18 protein-coding genes and 1 tRNA gene are annotated in these 22,736 nt (G+C 60.8%); 11 read left to right on the top strand and 8 right to left on the bottom strand.

The window, feature by feature from the left end:
* Position 1: 1 nt before the first annotated feature.
* Positions 2 to 454, bottom strand: coding sequence for a LexA family protein (locus AC24GY_RS11480; RefSeq protein ID WP_487682938.1), 453 nt, complete (start codon positions 452 to 454; stop codon positions 2 to 4).
* Positions 455 to 704: 250 nt separating this feature from the next.
* Between AC24GY_RS11480 and AC24GY_RS11485 the strand changes: the two genes are divergently transcribed.
* From AC24GY_RS11485 to AC24GY_RS11495, 3 genes are all read left to right on the top strand, one after another.
* Positions 705 to 1,772, top strand: coding sequence for a DUF3500 domain-containing protein (locus AC24GY_RS11485; protein ID WP_487682940.1), 1,068 nt, complete (start codon positions 705 to 707; stop codon positions 1,770 to 1,772).
* A gap of 14 nt (positions 1,773 to 1,786) precedes the next feature.
* Complete coding sequence (locus AC24GY_RS11490; RefSeq protein WP_487682942.1) at positions 1,787 to 2,161, top strand: c-type cytochrome domain-containing protein; 375 nt, start codon at positions 1,787 to 1,789, stop codon at positions 2,159 to 2,161.
* 62 nt (positions 2,162 to 2,223) lie between these two features.
* Positions 2,224 to 3,876, top strand: a complete 1,653-nt coding sequence (locus tag AC24GY_RS11495; protein ID WP_487682944.1) for a CehA/McbA family metallohydrolase domain-containing protein — start codon at positions 2,224 to 2,226, stop codon at positions 3,874 to 3,876.
* Between the two features lie 16 nt (positions 3,877 to 3,892).
* Here AC24GY_RS11495 and AC24GY_RS11500 read toward each other — a convergent pair whose 3' ends face one another.
* Together AC24GY_RS11500 and AC24GY_RS11505 are read right to left on the bottom strand one after the other, a co-directional pair.
* Complete coding sequence (locus AC24GY_RS11500; RefSeq protein ID WP_487682946.1) at positions 3,893 to 5,350, bottom strand: hypothetical protein; 1,458 nt, start codon at positions 5,348 to 5,350, stop codon at positions 3,893 to 3,895.
* Between the two features lie 147 nt (positions 5,351 to 5,497).
* Positions 5,498 to 5,572, bottom strand: a tRNA-Thr gene (locus AC24GY_RS11505).
* Between the two features lie 92 nt (positions 5,573 to 5,664).
* On the opposite strand from AC24GY_RS11505, the gene AC24GY_RS11510 reads away from it, so the two are divergent.
* On the top strand, positions 5,665 to 6,435 hold the full coding sequence (locus tag AC24GY_RS11510) for a TrmH family RNA methyltransferase (protein WP_487682948.1): 771 nt from the start codon (positions 5,665 to 5,667) through the stop codon (positions 6,433 to 6,435).
* A 155-nt stretch (positions 6,436 to 6,590) separates the two neighbouring features.
* Here AC24GY_RS11510 and AC24GY_RS11515 read toward each other — a convergent pair whose 3' ends face one another.
* Complete coding sequence (locus tag AC24GY_RS11515) at positions 6,591 to 7,889, bottom strand: Gfo/Idh/MocA family protein (RefSeq protein WP_487682950.1); 1,299 nt, start codon at positions 7,887 to 7,889, stop codon at positions 6,591 to 6,593.
* Positions 7,890 to 8,021: 132 nt separating this feature from the next.
* Here AC24GY_RS11515 and AC24GY_RS11520 point away from each other — a divergent pair, with 132 nt between their 5' ends.
* The 3 genes from AC24GY_RS11520 (at position 8,022) to AC24GY_RS11530 (ending at position 14,059) form a co-directional block, all read left to right on the top strand.
* Positions 8,022 to 9,437, top strand: a complete 1,416-nt coding sequence (locus AC24GY_RS11520) for a dihydrolipoyl dehydrogenase family protein (RefSeq protein WP_487682952.1) — start codon at positions 8,022 to 8,024, stop codon at positions 9,435 to 9,437.
* A gap of 70 nt (positions 9,438 to 9,507) precedes the next feature.
* Positions 9,508 to 12,615 carry a PSD1 and planctomycete cytochrome C domain-containing protein gene (locus AC24GY_RS11525; protein ID WP_487682954.1) on the top strand — a complete coding sequence of 1,036 codons (3,108 nt, stop codon included), beginning with the start codon at positions 9,508 to 9,510 and terminating at the stop codon, positions 12,613 to 12,615.
* 1 nt (position 12,616) lies between these two features.
* Entirely contained in the window at positions 12,617 to 14,059 is a 1,443-nt protein-coding gene (locus tag AC24GY_RS11530; RefSeq protein WP_487682956.1) for a DUF1501 domain-containing protein, read from the top strand.
* Between the two features lie 156 nt (positions 14,060 to 14,215).
* Here AC24GY_RS11530 and AC24GY_RS11535 read toward each other — a convergent pair whose 3' ends face one another.
* The 4 genes from AC24GY_RS11535 to AC24GY_RS11550 form a co-directional block, all read right to left on the bottom strand.
* Complete coding sequence (locus AC24GY_RS11535) at positions 14,216 to 14,686, bottom strand: hypothetical protein (RefSeq protein WP_487682958.1); 471 nt, start codon at positions 14,684 to 14,686, stop codon at positions 14,216 to 14,218.
* 43 nt (positions 14,687 to 14,729) lie between these two features.
* Entirely contained in the window at positions 14,730 to 15,074 is a 345-nt protein-coding gene (locus tag AC24GY_RS11540; RefSeq protein WP_487682960.1) for a hypothetical protein, read from the bottom strand.
* Positions 15,075 to 15,115: 41 nt separating this feature from the next.
* A complete protein-coding gene (locus AC24GY_RS11545; protein WP_487682962.1) occupies positions 15,116 to 15,523 on the bottom strand; it encodes a hypothetical protein in 408 nt (135 codons plus the stop codon).
* Positions 15,524 to 15,603: 80 nt separating this feature from the next.
* A complete protein-coding gene (locus AC24GY_RS11550; RefSeq protein ID WP_487682964.1) occupies positions 15,604 to 16,449 on the bottom strand; it encodes a helix-turn-helix domain-containing protein in 846 nt (281 codons plus the stop codon).
* Positions 16,450 to 16,586: 137 nt separating this feature from the next.
* On the opposite strand from AC24GY_RS11550, the gene AC24GY_RS11555 reads away from it, so the two are divergent.
* The 4 genes from AC24GY_RS11555 (at position 16,587) to hisH (ending at position 22,727) form a co-directional block, all read left to right on the top strand.
* The gene (locus AC24GY_RS11555; RefSeq protein WP_487682966.1) at positions 16,587 to 19,661 is read left to right on the top strand and encodes a DUF1553 domain-containing protein; all 3,075 of its coding nucleotides are present in this window, start codon (positions 16,587 to 16,589) and stop codon (positions 19,659 to 19,661) included.
* Between the two features lie 355 nt (positions 19,662 to 20,016).
* Complete coding sequence (locus AC24GY_RS11560) at positions 20,017 to 21,438, top strand: DUF1501 domain-containing protein (protein ID WP_487682968.1); 1,422 nt, start codon at positions 20,017 to 20,019, stop codon at positions 21,436 to 21,438.
* 66 nt (positions 21,439 to 21,504) lie between these two features.
* On the top strand, positions 21,505 to 22,107 hold the full coding sequence (gene hisB, locus AC24GY_RS11565) for an imidazoleglycerol-phosphate dehydratase HisB (RefSeq protein WP_487682970.1): 603 nt from the start codon (positions 21,505 to 21,507) through the stop codon (positions 22,105 to 22,107).
* Positions 22,107 to 22,727, top strand: a complete 621-nt coding sequence (gene hisH / locus AC24GY_RS11570; protein WP_422321165.1) for an imidazole glycerol phosphate synthase subunit HisH — start codon at positions 22,107 to 22,109, stop codon at positions 22,725 to 22,727. The genes hisB and hisH overlap by 1 nt, the downstream gene beginning before the upstream one ends.
* The last annotated feature ends 9 nt before the right edge of the window (positions 22,728 to 22,736 follow it).

Genomic DNA, 22,736 nt, shown 5'->3' on the forward strand with positions numbered 1-22,736 from the left:
ATCACCTTTCCGACAGCCGCAGCAGCGCGATCTGCACCCCTTGGATCACCAGTTCCCGCGCCGGAATGAGGTCCGGATATTTCGGGTTTGAGGCCCGGAGGTAGGGCACGCCCCCCTGGACGACGAAGCGCTTCAGCGTCGTCTCTCCGTCGATCAGCGCCGCCACAATGTCCCCATGCTTCGCCTCACGAAACTCCATGATGACAATGTCCCCCTCTAAAATGGCCGCGTTGCGCATGGAATCCCCCCTCACCTTCAGCGCAAAAGTTCGCGCATTCTTCGGCAGCCGCAACGTCGTGGGGTCGATGTCGATGCACCCATCCACCCGCCCGTCCTGAATCTCCGGCCTCCCAGCGATGATGCTGCCAAGGAACGGCACCTGATGCCGGATCCAGGAACGGCCTTCGGACAGCCAAAGGAGATTCAAAGCGCGAGTCTGGCAGGGATTGATCATGTCCACCTGATACTGTTCTTTGGAACAGTATCAACTACAAGCTATAAAACCCTCTGAATTCTAGCCCTTTACGAACCTTGTGAGTGTTCGGCAAGTTCTCCGGCTGCATTTGGAAAATCGTTCCTTTCAGCTTCACGTGGACCGAAGCCCGGAGGGCATACGCGGTTCCAGCGATCCCCTCGCTACGCAGACGATCTTCCTCCCCGCGCCCAGCAAGATGCCCAAAGCCCCGGCTGTATAAGACCCCGCCATGAATTCCAACCCAACTCCATCCTCCTCCGATTTGAATCAAGCGGTCTGCCCAGAGTGTGCCGAGCACTCCTCCCCTTCACCGCATCGCGGACGTCGTGACTTCATCCGCGTGCTTTCCGGCAGTGCCCTTGGAGTCATGGGCGCCTCCTCACTGAGTTCGGGCATAGCCGCCCCGGCAGACGCTCCGCGCACCGCAAAGCCTGCGGAAGAACTCATCCGCGAGCTCTTCGCCACGCTGACCGCCGAGCAGAAAACGGCCATGGTGCGCCCTTGGGACCATGGCGCAGAAGCAGGCGGCATCCCCACACGCCTCAAGACCCACAACGCCGCGCCCTTGGGCAAGAAGCTGAGCGAGCAGTTCACCACCCCGCAGCAGGACCTCATCAAGCAGACCTTCAAATCCATCCTCTCAGGCGACGAGGCCTACGACCGCATCAGCCGCCATGGCAAGTGGGACAGCAGCGGCTCCTTTGAAGGCAACGGCATCGCCATCTTCGGCGATCCCTCCGGCAAGGATCCCTTCTCCTGGGTCTTCGCCGGCCATCACCTCACCCTCCGCTGCGATGGCAATTCCCAGCCCAACACCGCCTTCGGCGGCCCGATGTACTACGGCCATTCCGCAAACGGCCACAGCGACATGAATGTTTACAACGACCAGACCAAGGAAGTCATGAGCGTCTTTGACATGCTCAACGAGCCCCAGCGCAAGCAGGCCGTCATCGTCGGCTCCCCGGGAGACGGCGTCGGCGCGCTCAAGCCCAAGCTGGTCGAAAAACCCGCCACCGGCGTCGGCTACGGCGATCTTGAGGAATCCCAGCGCAAACTGGTCGCCGATGTGATGCGCAAACTCCTCAACCCCTTCCGCCAGGAAGATAGCGACGAAGTGATGCAGTTCATCAAGATCAACGGCGGCATGGAAAAACTGCGCCTCGCCTTCTACAAGGACAACGCGGAAAAAGGCAACGACCGCTGGGACGCCTGGCGCATCGAAGGCCCCGGCTTCGTCTGGAACTACCGCGTCCTCCCCCACGTCCACTGCTTCGTAAACGTCGTCGGCCAGGCCTGAGTCCCTTGCAGTTGATGCAGGCATCCTTCTCAATTCTCTTCAGCGGGCTGCTGCTCAGCAGCCTCGCTGGAGTGAACGTCCGTGCCGAAGACAAACCGCAAGCCCCGCCCGATTTCCAAAAAGACGTGCTGCCCGTCTTCGAAGAGAAATGCATCCGCTGTCACGGTGCGAAACGGCGCGATGGCAAACTGGACATGCGCACCCCGACAGCCCTGCTCGAAGGCGGTGTGACCGGCCCCGCCATCAAACCCGGCAACGCCAAAAAGAGCCTCCTCATCGAGCTCATCCACTACAAGGAGATGCCGCCCAAAAAGAAGGGCCCCTTCATCACTTCCACCGAACTCGAAATGCTGCGCCACTGGATCAACACCATGCCGGACAAGAGTTGATCAATGTCCGATCGTAAACCGGCAGCAGAAACAATCCGGCGGTGGTCTCGTTGGTTTCAGCCATGAAACGAAGGCGCATACTCTCCACCATGGCCAGCTTGTATGGCGCCCAGGCACTGCTGCGTCATGACGCCCAGGCGGCAGAGACGAAGAGCGAAGGCGGTTTGCACGATCCCTATGCGGATGTGGACTGGGACAAGTGTGATTATCTGCACTCGATGTCCCATCAGCATACGGGGCAGACGGCGGCATCGTGTGAGGAGTTTTATGCGATGGGCTACCGCCACTTTGCCTTCAGCAATTATTATCCTTCTGCGCCCACGTATCCACTCCCTCAGGCCTTCCTGTCGAGGCATGCCGACGTCGTGGCTGCGCCGAACGCGGAGCAGCACTCCATGCCAGACGCGGGGCTTCATTTCAACTCGCTCGGCAGTTTGCTCGCCACCGGGTACGGCAGCAGTCTCAGTGCTGCGCAGCTCAGCACATCTCCGCTGGTCCATCAGTTTGACGGCTTGCAGGTCTTTAATGAAGCCCGCCCATGGGCAGGCGTGTATCGGCTGGACCTGACTTTAACGGCCGTCGCCGAAGGCGGGCTCGCCAAACTCACGGTCCAAGGTGCCACCGAATGCGAGTTCACCGGCAAATTTGCCGCCAAAGCGCCCGTGCATGACAGGCCCCTGAAGGCAGGCAGCCACACGATCTATTTCAGAACGACCGAACCGCATCTGCACACGCAGTTGGTCTATGACAAGCAGCAGCTCATGGTAACTCAGTGTCGCTTGATGCAGGGCACCAACCGCCCATGGCGCGAAGTTTTCCGCGCCGCGCTGGATGGAGAAACCATCGAGGGTCGTCGCACCGGCGGACTGCTGCATGCGGATGGCGGGGGAATCACGCTCAACCATCCCACGCAGGATCGTAAACTGTATGAGATGTTTCTGGATTTCGACCCCCGCGTTCTGGGCATCGAAGTATGGAATCAGCTGACGTCAGGCTTCGGATCCAGCAAAGGATTCTACGACGACAGCGAAGGGCCGCATTGGCACTTTTACAAGCTGTGGGACGACCTGCTGAAAACTGGCAGGCGCTGCTGGGGCTTCTTTGTCAAAGATCACAACACCTTCGGGCGCGGTCGTAATGTGCTGCTGGTCCCAAACACTGGAGAGCACGCAGCCGACGCGGAAGTGGAGGCTCTGCGCGCCTACAGAAAGGGAGCCTTTTTCGGAGCGGTGTCTGCCTTGGCGGTCAACGACGCGGGAGAAGTGGTGCCACCTTATGACTACAGTACCTTTCGCTTCACACGCATCGTCGTCCGGCGAGATGCCGCTGGCAAAGCGGCGGCTGTCGAGGTGGCAGTCACAGGCAACGACAGCGTCAAGCGGCCCAAGGTGCAGATCCGTTTTGTGACCGATCAGGGAGTGGCGCAGGTGGTCGATGCATCGCAGGCCGAGTTTCCTTTGCAGCGGGACGCCGCCGGCCAGTGGGTGGCGGCGTTTGTGCGGGTGGAGGCCTTCGCCTATCCGGACACGCACCTTGGCGGAGAGCCTCTGACGGCTGAGAAGATGCGCGCCCTGAATGTCCATGACATCTCCCTTCTGCATGACCGCCGCTCCACGGGAGGCAAGGCTCATTTCTCCAGTTCAGGCGGTGCGGAACTTCGCTCCCGCATCCCCATCGTGGACATGATCTTTTCTCAGCCTTTGCGAAGAGTGTGATCTTGCGACGACATGTTTATTTCACCACGGCCGGTGATGGAAACAGGGCCTGCATGGCACGCACGGTTTGATCGACGAGGATTTGCCCGGCTTCGGGACCGACCCTGTTCACGTGAGGCAGACCGCTGTAGCTGCCGCCTTCGATGGCGAGCGCGGTGGGCAGATACATGCCGCAGCCATTCGTAAGCTGGAGCACAAAGGTCTGCTGCGCGGGGCTGCGGGCCTTCATCTGGATGCCCCAGTCGAGATACAGCTCAAACGTGTTCGTGGTGATGGCGATGTCGCCGAGGCGCAGCACATGAAGCTCCATGTCATAAGCCGGCAGCTTGTCCGCCTCTTCGAACCGCTTCATGATGCCCTGCTCAAGCTTCAGCATCGTGATGACGCGGTTGTCCGGCTTCTCGACGACGCTGTATTGCGCGATGTTTTTCTTCGCGTCCACATACTCGCGTTCGAGGATCCTGCGCGGCGGCAGTGGCAGGTCTTCAACGATGTGGCCAAAGGGCGCATCCGTGCGGATGTCGGCCTTTGCAGCATCGACCGTGTCGTAAACGGCATTGCTGATGCGGCGGCCGAGTTCCTGCTGCCGCGTGAGACCCCGCAGGGCGATCATGCGTGCCTCGGCGTCCTTGCGGTACTGCGGATGCGGCGATTGATCACCGGCCGCGCTGCACCAGCCGAGCACCGTGAGATCAGGCAGGTTCAATCTGGTCTTCAACTGCTCCCGTGCATCATGCCAGAAGTCGGCGTTGAGCGCGCTGCGGCTCTCCACTTCCTGCGATGGGCACGCGATGTTGATCGCGACGGCTTGAAGCTGCTTCTCCGCATTCCAGAAGAACAGCGTCTCGACACCCGAATCGGAGCCGGCTTCCAGATGCCGGAACCGAGCGTCATTCGTCTTCGCATACATTTGTGCATGACCATCGGCGAAGACCGAGCGGCGGTTTTCGCCGATCTGGGCAAAACCGAGCGTCCAGCTCACACCACCCGGTTTGCGCTCCTTCCAGGCCTGCACAGCGGCTTGCGAGAGCCGCTCGACGAGAAACGCAGTGTATTCCACCGGCTTCATGACGCCTTCCTTGGGAATCGCATAGGTGATCAGCGTCTCCTCTGAAATCTCGGACGTCACCGGCGCGGTGTGCGTGTGCGTGGCGGACACGATGACCTTCCGCACATCGAAATCGGGCAGCAGCGGCTTCAAATGCTGCCGAAACTGGGCGAGCACGGAGTGATGGATCGCCACGAGGTCGCAGGAGATGAGAATGCTCTGATCGACCACCTTGCCGCCTTCCACCGACTCAATCGCCACGGCGGCGGCGATAACCGGAGCTTCCACGCTTTGCGAAATGCGCGTGCCAAACTGTCCAGCCAGTGCCACCGGCTTGTCCGGCGTGATGCTGACTGTGGCTGAGCCGATGCGGAGTTCGGCGGCGCACAGCGAATTCGTGACAAGAAGAACCAGAAGAAGTCTCATGAGCGACAAACGGACCGCAGCAGCCTTTTCTTCGAGCCTCAAGACAAACCTCGTGAACCGGTCAGGTTCAGGAGGACGTTGATTTCCTCTGCGTTCGCTTCGCCCCCCCACTAAACCATTGGCACCAGGTGTCTTAAAAGACTCGAATGGAGCCAGCAGTCGGGTTCGAACCGACGACCTGCGGTTTACAAAACCGCTGCTCTACCACTGAGCTATGCAGGCACATTCGTGAGGGGTTGTGATAATAAACGCCCGAGTTCATTCGGCAAATGGATTTACAACAGGATTAGCCGATAGATGGTCCCCTCCCCCGCATGCTCATCACCAGCTCATCCAACGAACGCATCAAACACGCCCGCAGAGTCCGCGAAGGCCGTGAGCGTGACCTGATCTTCATCGAAGGTGAACGCCTCGTGGCTGAGTGCGTTTCGTCCGGCCTTCCACTGCAGGCCTGCTTCACCGCCGCCGCGCCTTCCGCAGCCCAGCTGGCCCTGCTGGAGCGCATCTCCTGCCCGGTCTTCCAGCTCTCGGAGTCCGTCCTCGAATCCCTTAGCGACACCACCTCCACCCAGGGCATCATCGTCATCGCCGAGCGCCCGTGGCCGGCACTGGATGCCCTCTTTGCAAACCCTGCTCCCCTCATCCTCGGTCTCGACCGCATCCAAGACCCCGGCAATCTCGGCACCCTCGTGCGCACCGCCGAATCCGCCGGCGCGAGCGGCCTTTTCTCCTTCGCAGGCTCTGCGGACGCCTTCTCCCCCAAAACACTGCGCAGTTCCATGGGCTCTGCCTTCCGCCTGCCCATCCTCCCCGATGTCTCCGGCCTCGGCACCATCGAGACCTGCCGCAGCCGAGGCCTCAAAACCGTCGTCGCCACCGGCGAAGCCGACCTGCTTCATTACGATTACGACTGGCGCCAGCCCACCCTCCTCATCCTCGGCAACGAAGGCCGCGGTGCCAGCCCCGAGATCATGGCCGCCTGCGACGCCCGCGTGCGCATTCCCCTCCACTCCACCGTGGAATCCCTGAACGTGGCTGCTGCGGGAGCCGCGATCTTGTTCGAAGCGGTCAGGCAGCGGCGGTAGCAGCCTGTAGGATGGGTGTGGCGACAGCCCGCCCGTCTGTCAGCATGCTGAAAACAATATGGCCTGCGAATGTCCTCGCAGTCGGGCGGTTTGGCGGAGCATGCTGCGGGACGTTGCAATTTCTTCGACGCCAAACACACCCAACCTACCGACCCTCACCCGATCTCCGGCAGCTTCCACTCCCCACGGAACGTCCGCGCATTCATGAGCGCATTCGCCGCCTCGTCATTGGTGAAAGTCTCCGCCTTCGGGTCCCACAGCAGCTTGCGCTTCGCCTTCAGCGCCATCGCCGTGAGCTGCGGCAGCGTGTCCGAACGCACCGCCGTTTCAATGTCACAAATCGCCCGCTGCTTGTTCTTGATCGCATCCACAAAATTGCGCGTGTGCTCGATGCTGGCGATGAGCTTGATCGGCATCGTCCCCTCCTTGTTCGCCGGGTCACGCAGAATCGCATCATCACTCGCCTTGATGTTGCCCCGCAGCACATGCACCCAGCCGTTCTCACCGATGAACCGCGTGCCATGGCCGATGCCCATGTTCTTCTCGTTCACAAACGTGATCGGTGCCGCATTCGCATACTCCATCCGCATCTTCCACGTCAGCACGGCATCGCAGCCGCCTTTGTCAGGATACGTCGCCTCTCCTTCCACACTGATCGGCCCCGTCTCATCCGTGCCGTTGCCCCATTGGGCGATGTCGAGATGATGAATCCCCCAGCATGAAATCATGCCGAGCGAAAAGTTCGTGATGTTCTCGTGGTTGTCGCGCTTGAGCTTCTCCACGTTGAACGAAGACATCGGCGCAGGCCCCACCCAGCGCTCCCAGTCCACATGCTCCGGCACCGGCTGCTCCGGAAAATCAGGACCGATCTTTCCTCCCGGAACGCCCACTTGAATCCCCTTCAGCTTGCCCAGGCGCCCGTTGCGCGCCAGCTCGCAGGCCCAGCGGAACTTCAGATCGCTGCGCTGCTGCGTGCCAAACTGAAACACCACCCCTGTCTTCTTCACCGCCGCGCGCACGTGCTTGGACTCCTGCATGGACATCCCCATCGGCTTCTCATGGTAGATGTGCTTGCCATTCAAAATCGCATCCGTCGCCGGGATGCTGTGCCAGTGCACCGGCAGCGCCATCAGCACCGCATCGATCGACTTGTCCCGGTTCAGTTCGCGGAAGTCACTCAGCACCTTCACGTCCGCACTGCCATACCGTTCCGCCACTGCCTGCTGCGCACGCTCGATGTTCTTCTTGTTCACGTCGCAGACCGCCGTCACCCGCACATCCTCATGATTCAAAAACGCCCGCATGTCATGCGTCCCTTGCGAGCCCACACCAATGACCCCCAGCGTGATTTTATTCGACGGCGCCGTCTGCGAGCGCAGCACATGCGCCGGAATAAACACCGGCGCGACACCGCTGGCGATGATCTGAGACAGAAAAGAACGGCGAGTCTTCATGGTGGCAGCAAAAGGGTTGGTTCCTGAATGCTACGAAATCCGCCCTTGGGTTTTGAAGGACAAAGTTTGGGCGAAATCAGACAAAAGGAGCCAGGGCCTTGCGCAATCCGTATCTCCCCTGCACTTCTCCTCATGTCAGAACACTCTTTCGACTTCATCGTCATCGGCGGCGGCAGCGGCGGTTACGCAGCAGCCCGCACCGCCCACAGCGCCGGCCTCCGTGTTGCAGTCATCGACGGCGCATCCGAGCTCGGCGGCCTCTGCATCCTGCGCGGCTGCATGCCCAGCAAGACCCTCATCGAATCCGCCAACCGCCAGCTCCATATTCGTCACGCAGCAGAGTTCGGCCTCAAAGCCACCTCCCACGGCGTGGATGTCCGCACCATTCGCGACCGCAAGCGCACCCTCATCGCCGACTTCGCCGGCTACCGCCAGGGCCAGCTCGAAGACGGTCGCTTCGCCCTCTATCGCGGCCACGCACGCTTTGTGGATGCCCACACCGTTGAAGTTCTCCCACGCGACGGCTCCGCATCCTTCCAAGCCACCGCTCGCAGCTTCTGCATCGCCACCGGTTCTGAAGTCATGGTCCCTGCCGTCCCCGGCCTGTCCGAAACTGGTTACTGGACCAGCGACGATGTGCTCGATGCCGACACCCTGCCCAAAACCATCGCCGTCCTCGGTGGCGGTGCCATCGCTTTGGAGATGGCCCACTACCTCGAAGCCATGGGCTGCCACGTGACGCTCCTCCAGCGCAACACCCAGCTACTCACCGGCCTCGACCGCGAATGCAGCGATGTCATCGCCAAAGCCTACACCGAGCGCGGCATGGCGGTTCATCTCGGCACGCACCTCAGCAACGTCTCCACCCACGAAGGCCGCAAGCGCATTGCCTTCACCCAAGACGGCCACACCCACGCGATCCTCGTCGATGAAATCCTCCTCGCCATGGGTCGCGTTCCCGCCACGAAGAGTCTCGCGCTGGACGCCGCCAAAGTCGCCCTGCACAAATCCAAGGTCATCGTCAACGACCGCATGCAGACCTCCCAGCCGCACATCTTTGCCGCTGGCGATGTCTGCAGCCCGCTCGATGTCGTACACATCGCCATCCAGCAGGGCGAAATCGCCGCCCGTAATGCCGCGAAACTCATTCAGGGCAACGCGGCTGATGAAACCATCGACTACCGCCTCACTCTCTTCGGCGTGTTCTCGCACCCGCAGGTCGCCGTCGTCGGTGCCACCACCGAAAAGCTCAAAGCCCACAACATCCCGTTCCTTGAGGCCAGCTACCCCTTCAATGACCACGGCAAATCCATGGTCATGGGCGAGACCGCCGGCTTCGTGAAGATGCTCGCGCACATGAAAACCGGCGAGATCCTCGGAGCCTGCGTCGTCGGTCCTGAAGCCACTGAGCTCATCCACGAAGTCGTCATCGCCATGAACTTCCACGCCACCGTGCAGCAGTTCATGGCCATCCCGCATTACCATCCCACGCTGAGCGAGATCTGGACGTATCCGGCGGAAGAAATTGCGGATCAGATGGCCGACTGAGCAAGATAGTGCATCACAATCCCACGAAAAGGCGGGGTTCTACGGACGTTACCCTCACAACGTCCAACCCATGCGCCAAGCCCTTCTCATCCTCCTGGCCTTCCCCGCCCTGCTCTCGGCGAAGTCCGCCAAACTGAAATACAACCGCGATGTGCGGCCCATCCTCAATGAAAAGTGCTTTCATTGCCACGGCACCGATGCCGCCCACCGCAAAGGCGACCTGCGGCTGGATCTGCGTGATCAGGCGATCAAGCCCGCAAAGTCCGGAGACATCGCCCTCGTCCCCGGCAAGCCCGAACTGAGCCAGCTCATCGCGCGTGTGGAACTCCCGCACGACAATGATGACGTGATGCCGCCCGACAAAGACGGCAAGCCTTTGACCGCCGAAGAGAAAGCAATCCTACGCCAATGGATCAGCGAAGGCGCCGAGTATCAGGGCCACTGGGCCTTCCTCAAACCCGAGCGCTCCCCCGTGCCGAAGATCACCGATCCGAAATTCACCCTCCGCAACGAGATCGACTCTTTCATCGCCGAGCGTCTTCAGGAGGAAAACCTCTCCCCATCACCCGAAGCCGATCGCGCCACGCTCCTGCGCCGTGTGTCGCTCGATCTCACCGGTCTGCCACCCACCTTGGAAGAAATCGCCGCCTTTGAAAAAGACACCAGCCCCAAGGCCTATGAAAACGTCGTGGACCGCCTCCTCAAATCCGAGCACTACGGCGAGCGCATGGCCATGCAGTGGCTCGACTTCGCCCGCTTTGCCGACAGCCATGGCTTCCAGACGGACAGCAGCCGCTCCATGTGGCCCTGGCGCGACTGGGTCATCAAAGCCTTCAACGATAACAAGCCATTCGATCAGTTCACCTTGGAACAAATCGGCGGCGATCTCCTGCCCAATGCGACGCGCGATCAAATCGTCGCCACAGGATTCAATCGCAACCATCGCCTCAATGGCGAAGGCGGCATCATCGCGGAGGAGTGGCGCATTGAGAACATCATCGACCGCGTGGAAACCACCAGCTTCACCTGGCTCGGCCTCACGCTGAACTGCTGCCGCTGCCACGATCACAAGTATGATCCCTTCACTCAAAAGGACTTCTACTCGCTCTTCGCCTTCTTCAACAACATCGCCGAAAGCGGCACCATTCAGGGCACATCCAATCGCAGCGGTGGCAACTCCGATCCGGTGATCCAGGTGCCCGACAAGGAGGAAGAGATGGAACTGGCCAAGCTCCGCAAAAAGATCGACGCCGCTCAGGCCAAAGTCACCGAGACCCAGCTCCAACTGCCCAACCTCGTGGCCAGTTGGGAGGCCGACATGGAAAATCCCGAAGCCGCCAAAAAGCCCATGTGGGAAGTGCTTCCGATAAGTGAAGCCAAGTCCCAAGGCGGAGCCGCGCTGCGCAAACTGCCGGATGCCTCATGGATCGCCGGAGGTCGCAATCCCAACTCTGACATTTACACCATCACAGCACCGCTCGCCGAAGGCAGCTTCACCGGCCTGCTGCTGGAGGCTTTGCCAGATCCTACACTGCCCAATCAAAGCCTGGGCCGCGCCTCCAATGGCAACTTCGTCCTCACCGGCATCGAGGGCACCATCTCCGCTCCCACCTTGAAGCCCCCCGCCAAAATCACCTTCACTCGTGCTGAGGCCGACTACGCGCAAAAGGGTTACGATGTGAAGCTCCTGCTCGACAACAATCCAAAGAACGGCTGGGCCATCGACGGCAACGACCCCAAGAAACGCGTGGAGCGCAATGCCATGTTCATCGTGGATAAAGCCGTGCACGTCCCCGCCGGTGCCACCATCACCGTGCGCATGCTGCATCAGTCCACTTTTGCCGGACACAATGTGGGCCGCTTCCGCCTTTCCACCACCGATGCCGAGCCCGCGCTTGCCAGCATCGATGGCACGGGTGGCCCGCCTGCCGCAGTGCTGGCCGTGATGAAAACGCCCACCGAAAACCGCACGCCACAGCAGCGCAGCGAGCTTGAAAAATACTACCGCGCCAGTGTGGACAGCCCCCTGCGCGATGCCGACTACGCCCTCGCCGCAGCCAAAGCAGAGCTGGAAAAATACGAGCGCAGCGTCCCTTCCGTGATGGTCATGAAAGAAGGCCCCGTGCGCGATGCTTTCATCCTCAACCGCGGCGAATATGACAAACCCGGAGACAAGGTCAGCATGGTCACGCCTGCCGTGCTGCCGCCCATGCCGAAGAACGCGCCCGACAATCGCCTGGGTCTCGCCCAGTGGATCGTCTCGCCTGAAAACCCTCTCACCGCACGCGTGTGGGTGAATCGTGCTTGGGAGAAATTCTTCGGCTACGGCTTGTCCAAATCCACCGAGAACCTCGGCACGCAGTCGGAGTATCCGGTGCATCCGGAACTGCTCGACTGGCTGGCCACCGAGTTCATCCGCTGCGGCTGGGACATGAAGGCCATGCAGAAGCTCATCGTCATGAGCGCCACCTACCGGCAATCGTCCAAGCTCACGCCTGCCTTGCTCGAAAAAGATCCCGAGAACCGCCTCCTCGCACGCGGCCCACGTTTCCGTCTTCCCGGTGAAGTCGTGCGTGATCAGGCGCTCGCCATCGCCGGCCTGCTCGTGCCGAAAGTCGGCGGCCCCAGCGTGAAGCCCTACATGCCAGATGGCGTGTGGGATGATACCAGCAAATATGGCGACCTCCGCGGCTACAAGGCCGACACCGGCGAAGGCTTGTACCGCCGCAGCTTCTACACCATCTGGAAACGCACCGCAGCACCGCCCACCATGCTGCTCTTCGATGCCCCCACGCGTGAAATCTGCACCGTGAAGCGCAGCCGCACCAACACCCCGCTGCAGGCGCTCTCCCTGCTCAATGAAGTCACCTTCGTCGAAGCCGCACGCGGTCTTGCTCAACAAATGATGCAGCACGGTGGCACCACGCCGGAGCAGCGCATCGCCTACGGCTTCCAGCGCGCCACTGCTCGCGCCATAGACCCCGCAGCGCTCAAGCAACTCACTGTCGGCCTGAACAAGCGCATCACCGAGTTCCAAGCCAAGCCCGCCGAAGCCACAGCCCTAATCTCTCAAGGCGCTACCAAGGCCGACGCCTCGCTTCCTCCCGCAGAACTCGCCGCCTACACCACCACCGCAGCCGTCCTCCTCAACCTCGACCGCGTCATCACCCGCGACTGATATGAATCATCCAGCCCTTCAATTTCAAGACCGGCTCAACCGCCGCATCTTCCTCAAGAACTCCTCGGCGGCCATCGGTGCTGCTGCGCTCGGTTCACTGCTGCAGGACGAAGCCGCCGCCGCATCCCCCGCGCGTTACTTCCCGAACTTCGCGCCCAAGGCCAAGCGCATCATCTATCTCTTCCAGTCCGGCGCACCATCTCAGCTCGATCTGTTCGATCCAAAGCCGCAGATGGAAAAACACCGCGCCGAGGATCTGCCCGCCAGCATTCGTCAGGGACAGCGTCTCACCACGATGACCTCAGGTCAGAAGGCTTTTCCCGTCGCCCCATCCATCTTCAAATTCGCACAGCATGGTCAAGGCGGCGTCTGGTTGAGCGAACTCTTCCCCCATCTCTCCACCGTGGCCGATGAGATGTGCGTCATCCGCTCCATGTTCACGGAGGCGATCAATCACGATCCCGCCATCACTTTCTGCCAGACCGGCTCCCAGCTCGCCGGACGCCCCAGCATCGGTGCCTGGCTCAGCTACGGCCTCGGCAGTGCCAACCGCGATCTGCCCGCCTATGTCGTCATGACTTCCTTTGGCACGGGACGTCGCGATGACCAGCCGCTCTACGACCGCCTCTGGGGCAGCGGCTTCCTGCCCACCCAGCATCAGGGCGTGCGCTTCCGCAATGCCGGCGACCCCGTCCTCTTCCTCTCCAATCCCGCCGGCGTGGACCGCCCCATGCGCCGACAGATGCTCGATGAAATCGCCGCGCTCAATCAACGCGACTTCGAATCCTTCGGCGATCCCGAAACCACCGCACGCATCTCCCAGTACGAAATGGCCTTCCGCATGCAGATGAGCGTGCCCGATCTGGTGGACACCTCCAAAGAGCCGCAGCACGTGCTCGACAGCTACGGCCCCGATGTCAAAAAGCCCGGCACCTTTGCCGCAAACTGCCTGCTCGCACGCCGCCTCGCTGAGCGCGATGTGCGCTGCATCCAGCTCTTCCACATGGGCTGGGATCATCACGGTGGCCTGCCCGCCGCCATCCGCGGCCAATGCCGCGATACCGACCAGCCCACCACCGCGCTCATCAAAGATTTGAAACAGCGTGGCCTGCTCGATGACACCCTCATCGTCTGGGGTGGCGAATTCGGCCGCACCATCTACTCACAGGGCACGCTCACCGCCACGAACTACGGCCGCGACCACCATCCGCGCTGCTACTCCCTCTTCATGGCCGGCGGCGGCGTGAAGAAAGGCACCACCTACGGCGAAACCGACGACTACAGCTACAACATCGTCCGCGACCCCGTGCACGTGCACGATCTCAATGCCACCCTCATGCATCTCCTCGGCATCAATCACGAACGCCTCAACTACAAGTTCCAGGGCCTCGACATGCGCCTCACCGGCATCGCCGGGAATCTCGTGAAGGGTGTGCTGGCATAAAGCGAAGCTGCAAAGCGCTGACCTACTCACCCGCCTTTCCGATCACGCCGGCATTATGGCGGACTTCGCTGCCTGCCGCTGTGGTCCTGCGACGATCAAGTTGCCCCATAAAGTCGTCATCGTCATCCATGTTTGGGATGCTTCCTCAACCGTGACCTATCCCTCGTCAAGGAGGTCAGTCGCACAGGAGCGCTCCACCTCCGGCCACTGCAGCGGCTGACAAAGCGTGGGTGCAATTCCCAGCAGGGCCAGAACGAAGCTCAGTTCCAGCACGCCCAGCGCGAAATACGCGGACTGGAGCCAGGAGTACTGACGTATGATCACCAGCTCCACGAAGATCCAGATGAGCATGCCGAATCCGGCCACGGCTGAGAGCAGGAGCGCCATGCGTCGCTTCGCCAGCAGCGCCACCGCAGCGGCCAGTTGGGTGCCGCCGACGACCCCGCCAAGGATCAGGCCCGGCACGAGGTAGGTGGTAAACGGGCTGCCCTCCAGATTCTCCAAGGAGACACCAGCCCCATTGCGTGCGACCGCGAGGAAAGCACCGAAGAAAGCAGACAGCGCCTGAAACACCGCAAGCACAGTGAGAGCCCCGACGACGGTCCGATTTGAGAGTGGCAAAAACATGACGTATAATACCAGTAAATGGAGAAGTGCGAAACGCCGCCCACTAGGAGCGCACCCAGCGAACAAGGGTGAAGAGGACGCCCACCACGTAAAGGGTGCCAAAAATGGTTTGGTTGTGGCGTGCCAGCCATTCAGGCAGGTAAATGTCGAAGTTGGCGCGACGCTCGGTCGTGTAGCGCCCAGCGACAGCAGTCAGGGGGCACTGCCAGGAATGGAGGAATAGAACCAGCACCTCAATGCCCACGACGACAATCAGAAGCGCCGCCACCCCATAAGCCGAATGAATGGCCGCGAAGGGAATGGCGATGATGCAGGCAACGAAGAATGCCCACACGCAAGTATGGAGAAGCTTGACTGTCCTGAGCGAGATGGAGGCGGAAAGAGACATGCCGTTTCAGCATCAACAATATAGGTGCCAGCTCTGCTTTGTCAGACACTTCTCAAAACGAAAAAGAGCCATGGCGCGACCATGATCCAGAGCAGCAAGAACACCCACACGCGACCGGCCAGCAAGTTGTAGTCGGCCAGCACCTCGGCCAGCGGACGTTTGCGCAGCACCATCCCCATGAAGCACTCGAAGACAACGGTGAGGCACAGCCAAACAGCCCCAATGGTGAAAGCCTCTCCACTGGAAGATGGCGGCCACTCGTGGATGACAAACCAGATGAACACGCCCATGAGCACCGCTCCAATGAGTGTCGAAAGCTGGTGCGCACGCAGTTCGGGCAGCACTTTGCCAAACGTCGTTTCGCGAAGAACGCCGTTGCCGATCGCAATGATCAGCATGACGAACCAGAGAAGAATGTAACGCAGCATCAAGGATTCCTTCTCGCTCATGGATCAGGCGAATACGAGCGGAATGCACAACAGGGGCGGTGTTTATCACGAATGAATTCCAGCACTGATGCTTTCCCGCCTCATCTTCCCTTCCGCTCCCTTTGCCGCTGTCGAAACTCCCCCGGCCCGCACCCCACCTGCCGCGCAAACATGCGGCTGAAGTAATGCCGGTTCGGAAACCCAAACTCCACGGCGATTTGCTCAATCGTCTTGTCCGTCAGCGCCAGCGCCTCACCCGCCAGACGCACCCGAGTGCCCAGCACATATGCCGCAGGCGTCTGCCCTGTGTGTTCACGAAAGGCACGGATGAACCGCTCCACACTCATCCCCGCACGCTCCGCTAAAAATGGGTTCGTCAGCTTGCCGTGCGGCGCACGCGCAATGAGTGCCAGCACTTCGGCAAGCCGCTCGGGCATCACCGGCGGCGCTTCCGTTTCCAACCCGGCAAAAACCGTATGCAGCAATGCCGCGCTCAAATGATGCAGCCGATGATCGCGCAATTCAGCAGGGGGCTCACGATGCGTCGCAATCATCTGGCTCAGCATTGCTCGCAGCACTTCATCCACCTCGATGACGATGGGAGCCGCAGGAATCGTCACTCCCGGCCGCGCTGTCGTAAAATGCAGCCAGAAGTGGCTCGCCTTCACCGGGCCGCAGCAGTCAAACACCGTGTCAGCCGGAATCAGCACCGCGCACTTGGGCCCCAGCGGAATCTTGCGCCCTTCAAACAGGAGATGGCAGCCCGGCTTCGGGTTGTAATAGAAACGCCAAAAAGGCGAATCAACGCCCTGATGATTCCAATTGTCCAAGGCTGGCTGATAGCCGCTTTCATGAATCAAAAACGGCGTCCAGCCAGACTGCGCCACGCGCGCCAGATCCACGCCCCACGGCGTGGTGTAGTTCAGGTATTTGCGGCGGATCGGCATGCGTATCTATGGAATCAGATACGCAATCGCAGCCTTCATTCACCAGCTTTTCGCATATCCAGCAGCAGAATAAGACACAAAACATCCATAAAGAGGCATAGGCGCGCGCCGTTTGTTCTGGCAGCATCCTTCCACTCATGCACCGGCTTCTCATTTTCCTCCTCTCCTTCCCCGCCCTGCTACCGGCAGCACCCGCGAAGGTGAAGTTCAACCGCGATGTGCGGCCCATCCTCTCGGACAAGTGCTTCTTCTGCCACGGCCCTGATCCCAAGAAGCGCGAGGCCGATCTCCGACTGGATGAACGCGATGCCGCCATCGAGGCCAAGGCCTTCCTGCCCGGCAAAGCCGAAGTCAGCGAGCTGATCCAGCGCATCCTCACCACCGATGCCGACGACCACATGCCACCGGCCAAGTCCAAGCTCGGCGATCTCACACCCGCTGAAATCGCCATCTTGAAGCAATGGATCAACGAAGGCGCTGAGTATGAGGCCCACTGGGCCTTCATCTCCTTGAAGCCCGAATCCACCAAGGATCAGAGCATCGACAAGATCGTCAGCGCCGGACTGTCAGAGCTGGGCTTGAAACTGCAGCCCGAAGCCACACCCGAAACCCTCATTCGCCGTCTGAGCTTTGACCTCACCGGCCTGCCTCCATCACCCGAGGAGATCAGCGCCTTCGTCACCGAACACGAGTTCAATCCTGCATCAAGCATCCAGCATCTCGTCACTCGCCTCCTCGCCTCACCTCACTATGGCGAACGCATGGCGGTGGACTGGCTGGATGTATCTCGCTACGCCGACAGCTACGGCTTCCAGGTGGATCGCGAACGCGAAGTCTGGCCCTGGCGCGACTGGGTGGTGAAGTCCTACAACGAGAACCTCCCCTTCAACCAGTTCATCACCTGGCAGCTCGCGGGCGATCTGCTGCCCAATCCCACCGACGAACAGATTCTCGCGACCGCTTTCAACCGCATGCACCAGCAGGAAAGCGAAGGCGGCAGCGTCGAGGAGGAGTACCGCGTGGAGTACGTGGCCGACCGCGTGCAGACCGTCGCCACCGCCTTCCTCGGCCTTACCTTCGAGTGCTCACGCTGCCACGATCACAAGTATGACCCCATCAAGCAGAAGGACTATTACGGTTTGTTCTCCATGCTGCAGAACATCGACGAAGCAGGCCTGTATTCCTACTTCACTCCCTCCCCGCCCACACCCGCGCTCATGATGATGGACGCACCCGCCAAAGAGAAAATGGCGGCACTGAATTCCAAGGTGAAAGCGCTGGAAGCAAAGCTAAGTGATGCGGGCACTCCTGCCCGCACAACGCTCGAACTGCAGGCAGGAGTGCCTGCATCACTGGAAGGCCAGATCGCCCATTTCACCTTCGACGAACTCAAAGGCAACAAGCTCGCCGATGCCCTCCATCCCGCACCGCCACCCGCACCTCCTCAGCCAAAGGTAGCCGCAGACGCGAAGGACAAAACACCCGCACAGAAAAAGAAAGACGCCAAAGCCCCACCTCCGGGCCCCGAGGCGATCCTCAAAGGCGAAAACAAACTCGTGTCCGGCAAACTCGGCAGCGCGATCCAGTTCACCGGCGATGACTCGGTGGACACACCGCTGGGAAACTTCCAACGCCACGATCCCTTCAGCATCTCCCTCTGGCTGCAAACCCCGGACGAGAAGGACCGCGCTGTGGTGCTGCATCGCTCCCAGGCTTGGACAGATGCCGCCAGCCGCGGCTATGAACTCCTCATCGAAAATGGCCGCATCAAGTGGTCCCTGATTCACTTCTGGCCCGGCAACGCCATCTCCATCCGCACGCAGGCCAAGGTGCCGCTCAATGAGTGGACACAGGTCATCGTGACCAACGACGGCAGCAGCCGCGCCTCCGGCCTGAAGATCTTCATCAATGGCAAACTGGCCGCCGTGGACATCATCAAAGACCACCTCACCAAGAACATCACCGGCGGTGGCCATGACAACATCAGCCTCGGCGAGCGCATGCGGGATCGCGGCTTTAAAAACGGACTGGTGGATGACCTGCGCATCTTCAATCGCGACCTCTCACTGCCCTTTGATGCCAAGCTGGAACCGCTGCTCGCTGAACTCAAAGCCGCACGCGCAGAGGTCACCGCCTTTGCCGATGCGCAGAAGGAAATCATGGTCATGCAAGAACTGCCGCAGCCCAAGAAGGCCTATGTGCTGACACGTGGCGAGTATGACAAGCGCGGTGACGAGGTCGGCCCTGCCACGCCCGCATTCCTTCCCCCTTTCCCCAAAAAAGCCCCCAAGAACCGTCTCGGCTACGCGCAGTGGCTCACCGCACCCGACCATCCACTTACCGCCCGCGTCACCGTGAATCGCATCTGGCAGAGCCTGTTCGGACGCGGACTGGTGAAGACGGCGGAAGACTTTGGCAGCCAGGGCGAGCGCCCCCTGCATCGAGAGCTGCTCAATTACCTCGCCATGAAGTTCATTCAAAGCGGCTGGAACGTGAAGGCGCTGATTCAGGAGATCGTCACCAGCAAAGTCTATCTCCAGCGCAGCATCGCCGATGCCAAGACCATGGCCGACGATCCCGAGAACCAATGGCTCGCACGCGGCCCGCACTTCCGCCTGCCCGCCGAGATGATCCGCGACAACGCCCTCGCAGCCGCTGGCTTGCTCAAACTCACCATGGGTGGTGCGCCGGTCTATCCTTATGAAATGACCGAAGCCTTCAAGCCCATTGGCCCCAGCGCGGGCGATGCCGTGTATCGCCGCAGCATCTACACCAACTGGCGCCGCACCAGCCCCCCGCCCGCCATGGTCGCCTTTGACGCCCCCCGCCGCGCCGTCTGCATCTCCAAACGCGAACGCACCGACTCCCCCCTCCAGGCCCTCATCCTCCTCAACGGAGTCCAATACGTCGAAGCCGCCCGCGTCCTCGGCGAAAAGCTGCATCAAGAAACCAAAGGCGATCTCCCCAAGATGATCGAACTCGGCTTCCTCCGCTGCCTTAGCCGCAAGCCCGACGCCAAGGAAGTGCAGATCTGCACCCAGCTCTACCAAGAGCAGCTCACCCATTTCAAAGCCGTTCCCAAAGAAGCGGAAGTACTGCTTAAAACCGGCAATGCCAAACGCAATCCCGCCATCCCCCTGCCACAAGCCGCTGCGGCAACGGTGCTCGCACAGGCCTTCTTGAACCACGATGCTTGTGTGGTGAAACGGTGAGATTTGAACCACTGACCGCCCTCTCTTAAAAGCTCTTTCATGAACGCAAATTGCTCAAGGACACGAATCCCAGCCGGGCGCATTCAATCAACGCGACAGCGTCTTGGAGTGCGGTGGCAGAGATGCACGGCGCAAGCCTGCATCGGCGACACCGCTTTCGCGAGGTGCAGGCTGTTCTTGAGCCTGAAACTGCCGTCCGGCCTGCGAAAGCGGTGTGGCGCTGCGCTTCCCACCGCACTCCAAGACGCTGTCGCGCTTTCGCTCTTTCCATCACTAAGTCAGGCAAAAAACAAACGACTCCCCGCCTTCATTGAGTGCCTTTCATGACTCGCACTCGCTTCTTACCGCAGCTCCCATGAACCCTTCAAATTCACCTCTCAACCGCCGCACACTCCTCAACCGCTTTGGCATGGGCCTCGGCGGCATCGCTTTGAACGAGCTTCTCGCCCAAGGCTCCGAACCCGCAGACCATGGCGTGCTCGGCGGCACTCACTTTGCGCCAAAGGCCAAGCGCATCATCTACCTCTTCATGTCCGGCGGTCCATCCCACTTGGACCTGTTTGACTACAAGCCGCTGCTCAACAAACGCAACGGAGAGCAGCTTCCCGATTCCGTGCGCGGTGGTCAGCGACTGACCGGCATGTCGGGAAATCAGTCCTCCATTCCCATGGTGGGCTCTCCCTTCAAGTTCACCCAGCATGGTCAGGCCGGTGGATGGTTCAGCGAACTGCTGCCGCACACCGCGAGCATCGCGAATGATCTCTGCGTGGTCCGCTCGATGTACACGGAGTCGATCAATCATGGCCCCGGTGTGACGTTTTTCCAAACGGGATCCCAAATCGCCGGACGGCCCAGCTTCGGCTCGTGGCTCAGCTACGGCCTCGGCGCGGAGAATGCGAATTTGCCATCGTTCACCGTCCTAATCACCAAGGGCAAAGGTGGCCAGCCGCTCGGCTCCCATCTCTGGGGCAGCGGCTTCCTGCCCACGAAACATCAAGGTGTGCTCTTCCGCGCCGCCAAGGACCCCGTGCTCTACCTCGGCAACCCCGCCGGTGTCAGCGCTGACAGCCGCAGGCTCATGCTGGACCGCCTCAAGGAACTGCATGAGCACCAGTTCACAGGGACACCCGATGCCGAAATCCAGAACCGCATCGACCACTATGAAATGGCCTTCCGCATGCAGACCAGCATCCCCGAAGTCACCGACCTCAGCGATGAGCCGCAGCACATCCTCGACAGCTACGGACCCGATGTGAAAACACCCGGCACCTTTGCCGCGAACTGCCTGCAAGCGCGTCGTCTCGCGGAAAAAGGCGTGCGCTTCATCCAGCTCTACCACCAGGACTGGGACCACCACGGCGGTCTGCCCGGTGCATTACCAAAACTCTGCAAAGAAACCGATCAGCCCGCAGCCGCACTGGTAAAGGACCTCAAGCAGCGCGGCCTGCTGGACGACACCCTCGTCGTCTGGGGCGGCGAATTCGGTCGCACCGCCTACTGCCAGGGCAAGATCAGCACCAACTTCGGCCGCGACCACCACCCCCGCTGCTTCAGCGCCTGGTTCGCCGGCGGCGGCATCAAGGCAGGCTCCGTCTATGGCGAAACCGACGACTTCGGCTACAACACCGTGAAGGACGGTCTGCACATCCACGACTTCCACGCCACGCTCATGCACCTCCTCGGCATCGACCACGAACGCCTGACGTACAAGTTCCAGGGCCGGCGCTACCGGCTCACGGACATCCAAGGAAAGCTGGTGAAGGGCCTGCTCGCCTGACGCCTGTGATGAGGCAACCGAGACGGTTGCACTACGGGGAAACGCGTGTTCATTGCCCCTCCCCAAATGAGCCAAGCCAGAACCGCCAAGCAGCACCGCAAAACCGCCGAGACCGACATTGAGATCGAACTCAATGTCGATGGGTCCGGCAAATCACAGATCGACACCGGAGTGCCGTTCTTTGACCACATGCTGACGTTGTTCACCAAGCACGGCCTCTTTGACCTCAAGGTGAAGTGCGTGGGCGACATCGAGGTGGATTACCACCACTCCGTCGAAGACACCGGCATCGTGCTCGGCAACTGCTTCCGCGAAGCCCTGGGCAACAAGGCGGGCATCGTGCGCTACGGCTTCTTCCTCCTGCCCATGGATGAAACCCTCGCCGAAGTCGCGCTCGACCTCAGCGGCCGCTCCTTCCTCAGCTATCACGCGCCTGAAAACGTGGAAGCCATCGGTGGCGTGAACCGCTTCAGCTACCAGCTCGTGGAAGAATTCCTCCGCGCTTTCTCCTCCAGCCTGCTGGCGACACTGCACGTCGAAATCCGCCGTGGTCGCGATGCGCACCACATGGCCGAAGCCATCTTCAAAGGTCTTGCCCGCGCACTGGATGCTGCAACGAAGCATGATCCCCGCGTCACCGGCATCCCCAGCACCAAGGACGTCCTGTGATGAAACTCGGAGTGCTTGATTACGGCGGCGGAAACCTCCGCAGCGTGCTGAATGCTTTTGATGCGATCGACGCCCACGCCAACCTCGTCACCAAGCCGGAAGACTTCGATGCCATCGATGTCCTCGTCTTCCCCGGCCAGGGTGCCTTTGGCGACTCCATCCGCATCCTCAAGGAGACCGGCCTCTGGGAGCCCCTGCAGGCCTGGTTGAAAGCGGAAAAGCCCTACCTCGGCATCTGCCTGGGCTACCAGCTCCTGTTTGAAAGCAGCGAAGAATCCCCCGGCGTGGAAGGCCTCTGCGTGGCCAAAGGTCTGGTGCGCAAGTTCGATCCCACCAGCGGCCTCAAGATCCCCCACATGGGCTGGAACGTCGCCCAGTGGGCTCCAGAACAGGCTGCCGTGTGGTCCGGATTGCCAAACCCAACTTACGTCTACTTTGTGCACTCCTACTACCCGGACGTGCAGGATGAATCCCTCGCCCTTTGCCGCACCGACTACGGCGTCAGCTTCATCAGCGGCATCGCCAAAAAGAACCTCGTGGCCGTGCAGTTCCACCCGGAGAAAAGCCAGGAAGCCGGACTCACGCTGCTGCGCAATGCGCTGAAGGTGCTGGAGCAGTAAGGCATTCGT

The sequence above is a fragment of the Prosthecobacter sp. Pr1 genome (genome assembly GCF_057652315.1).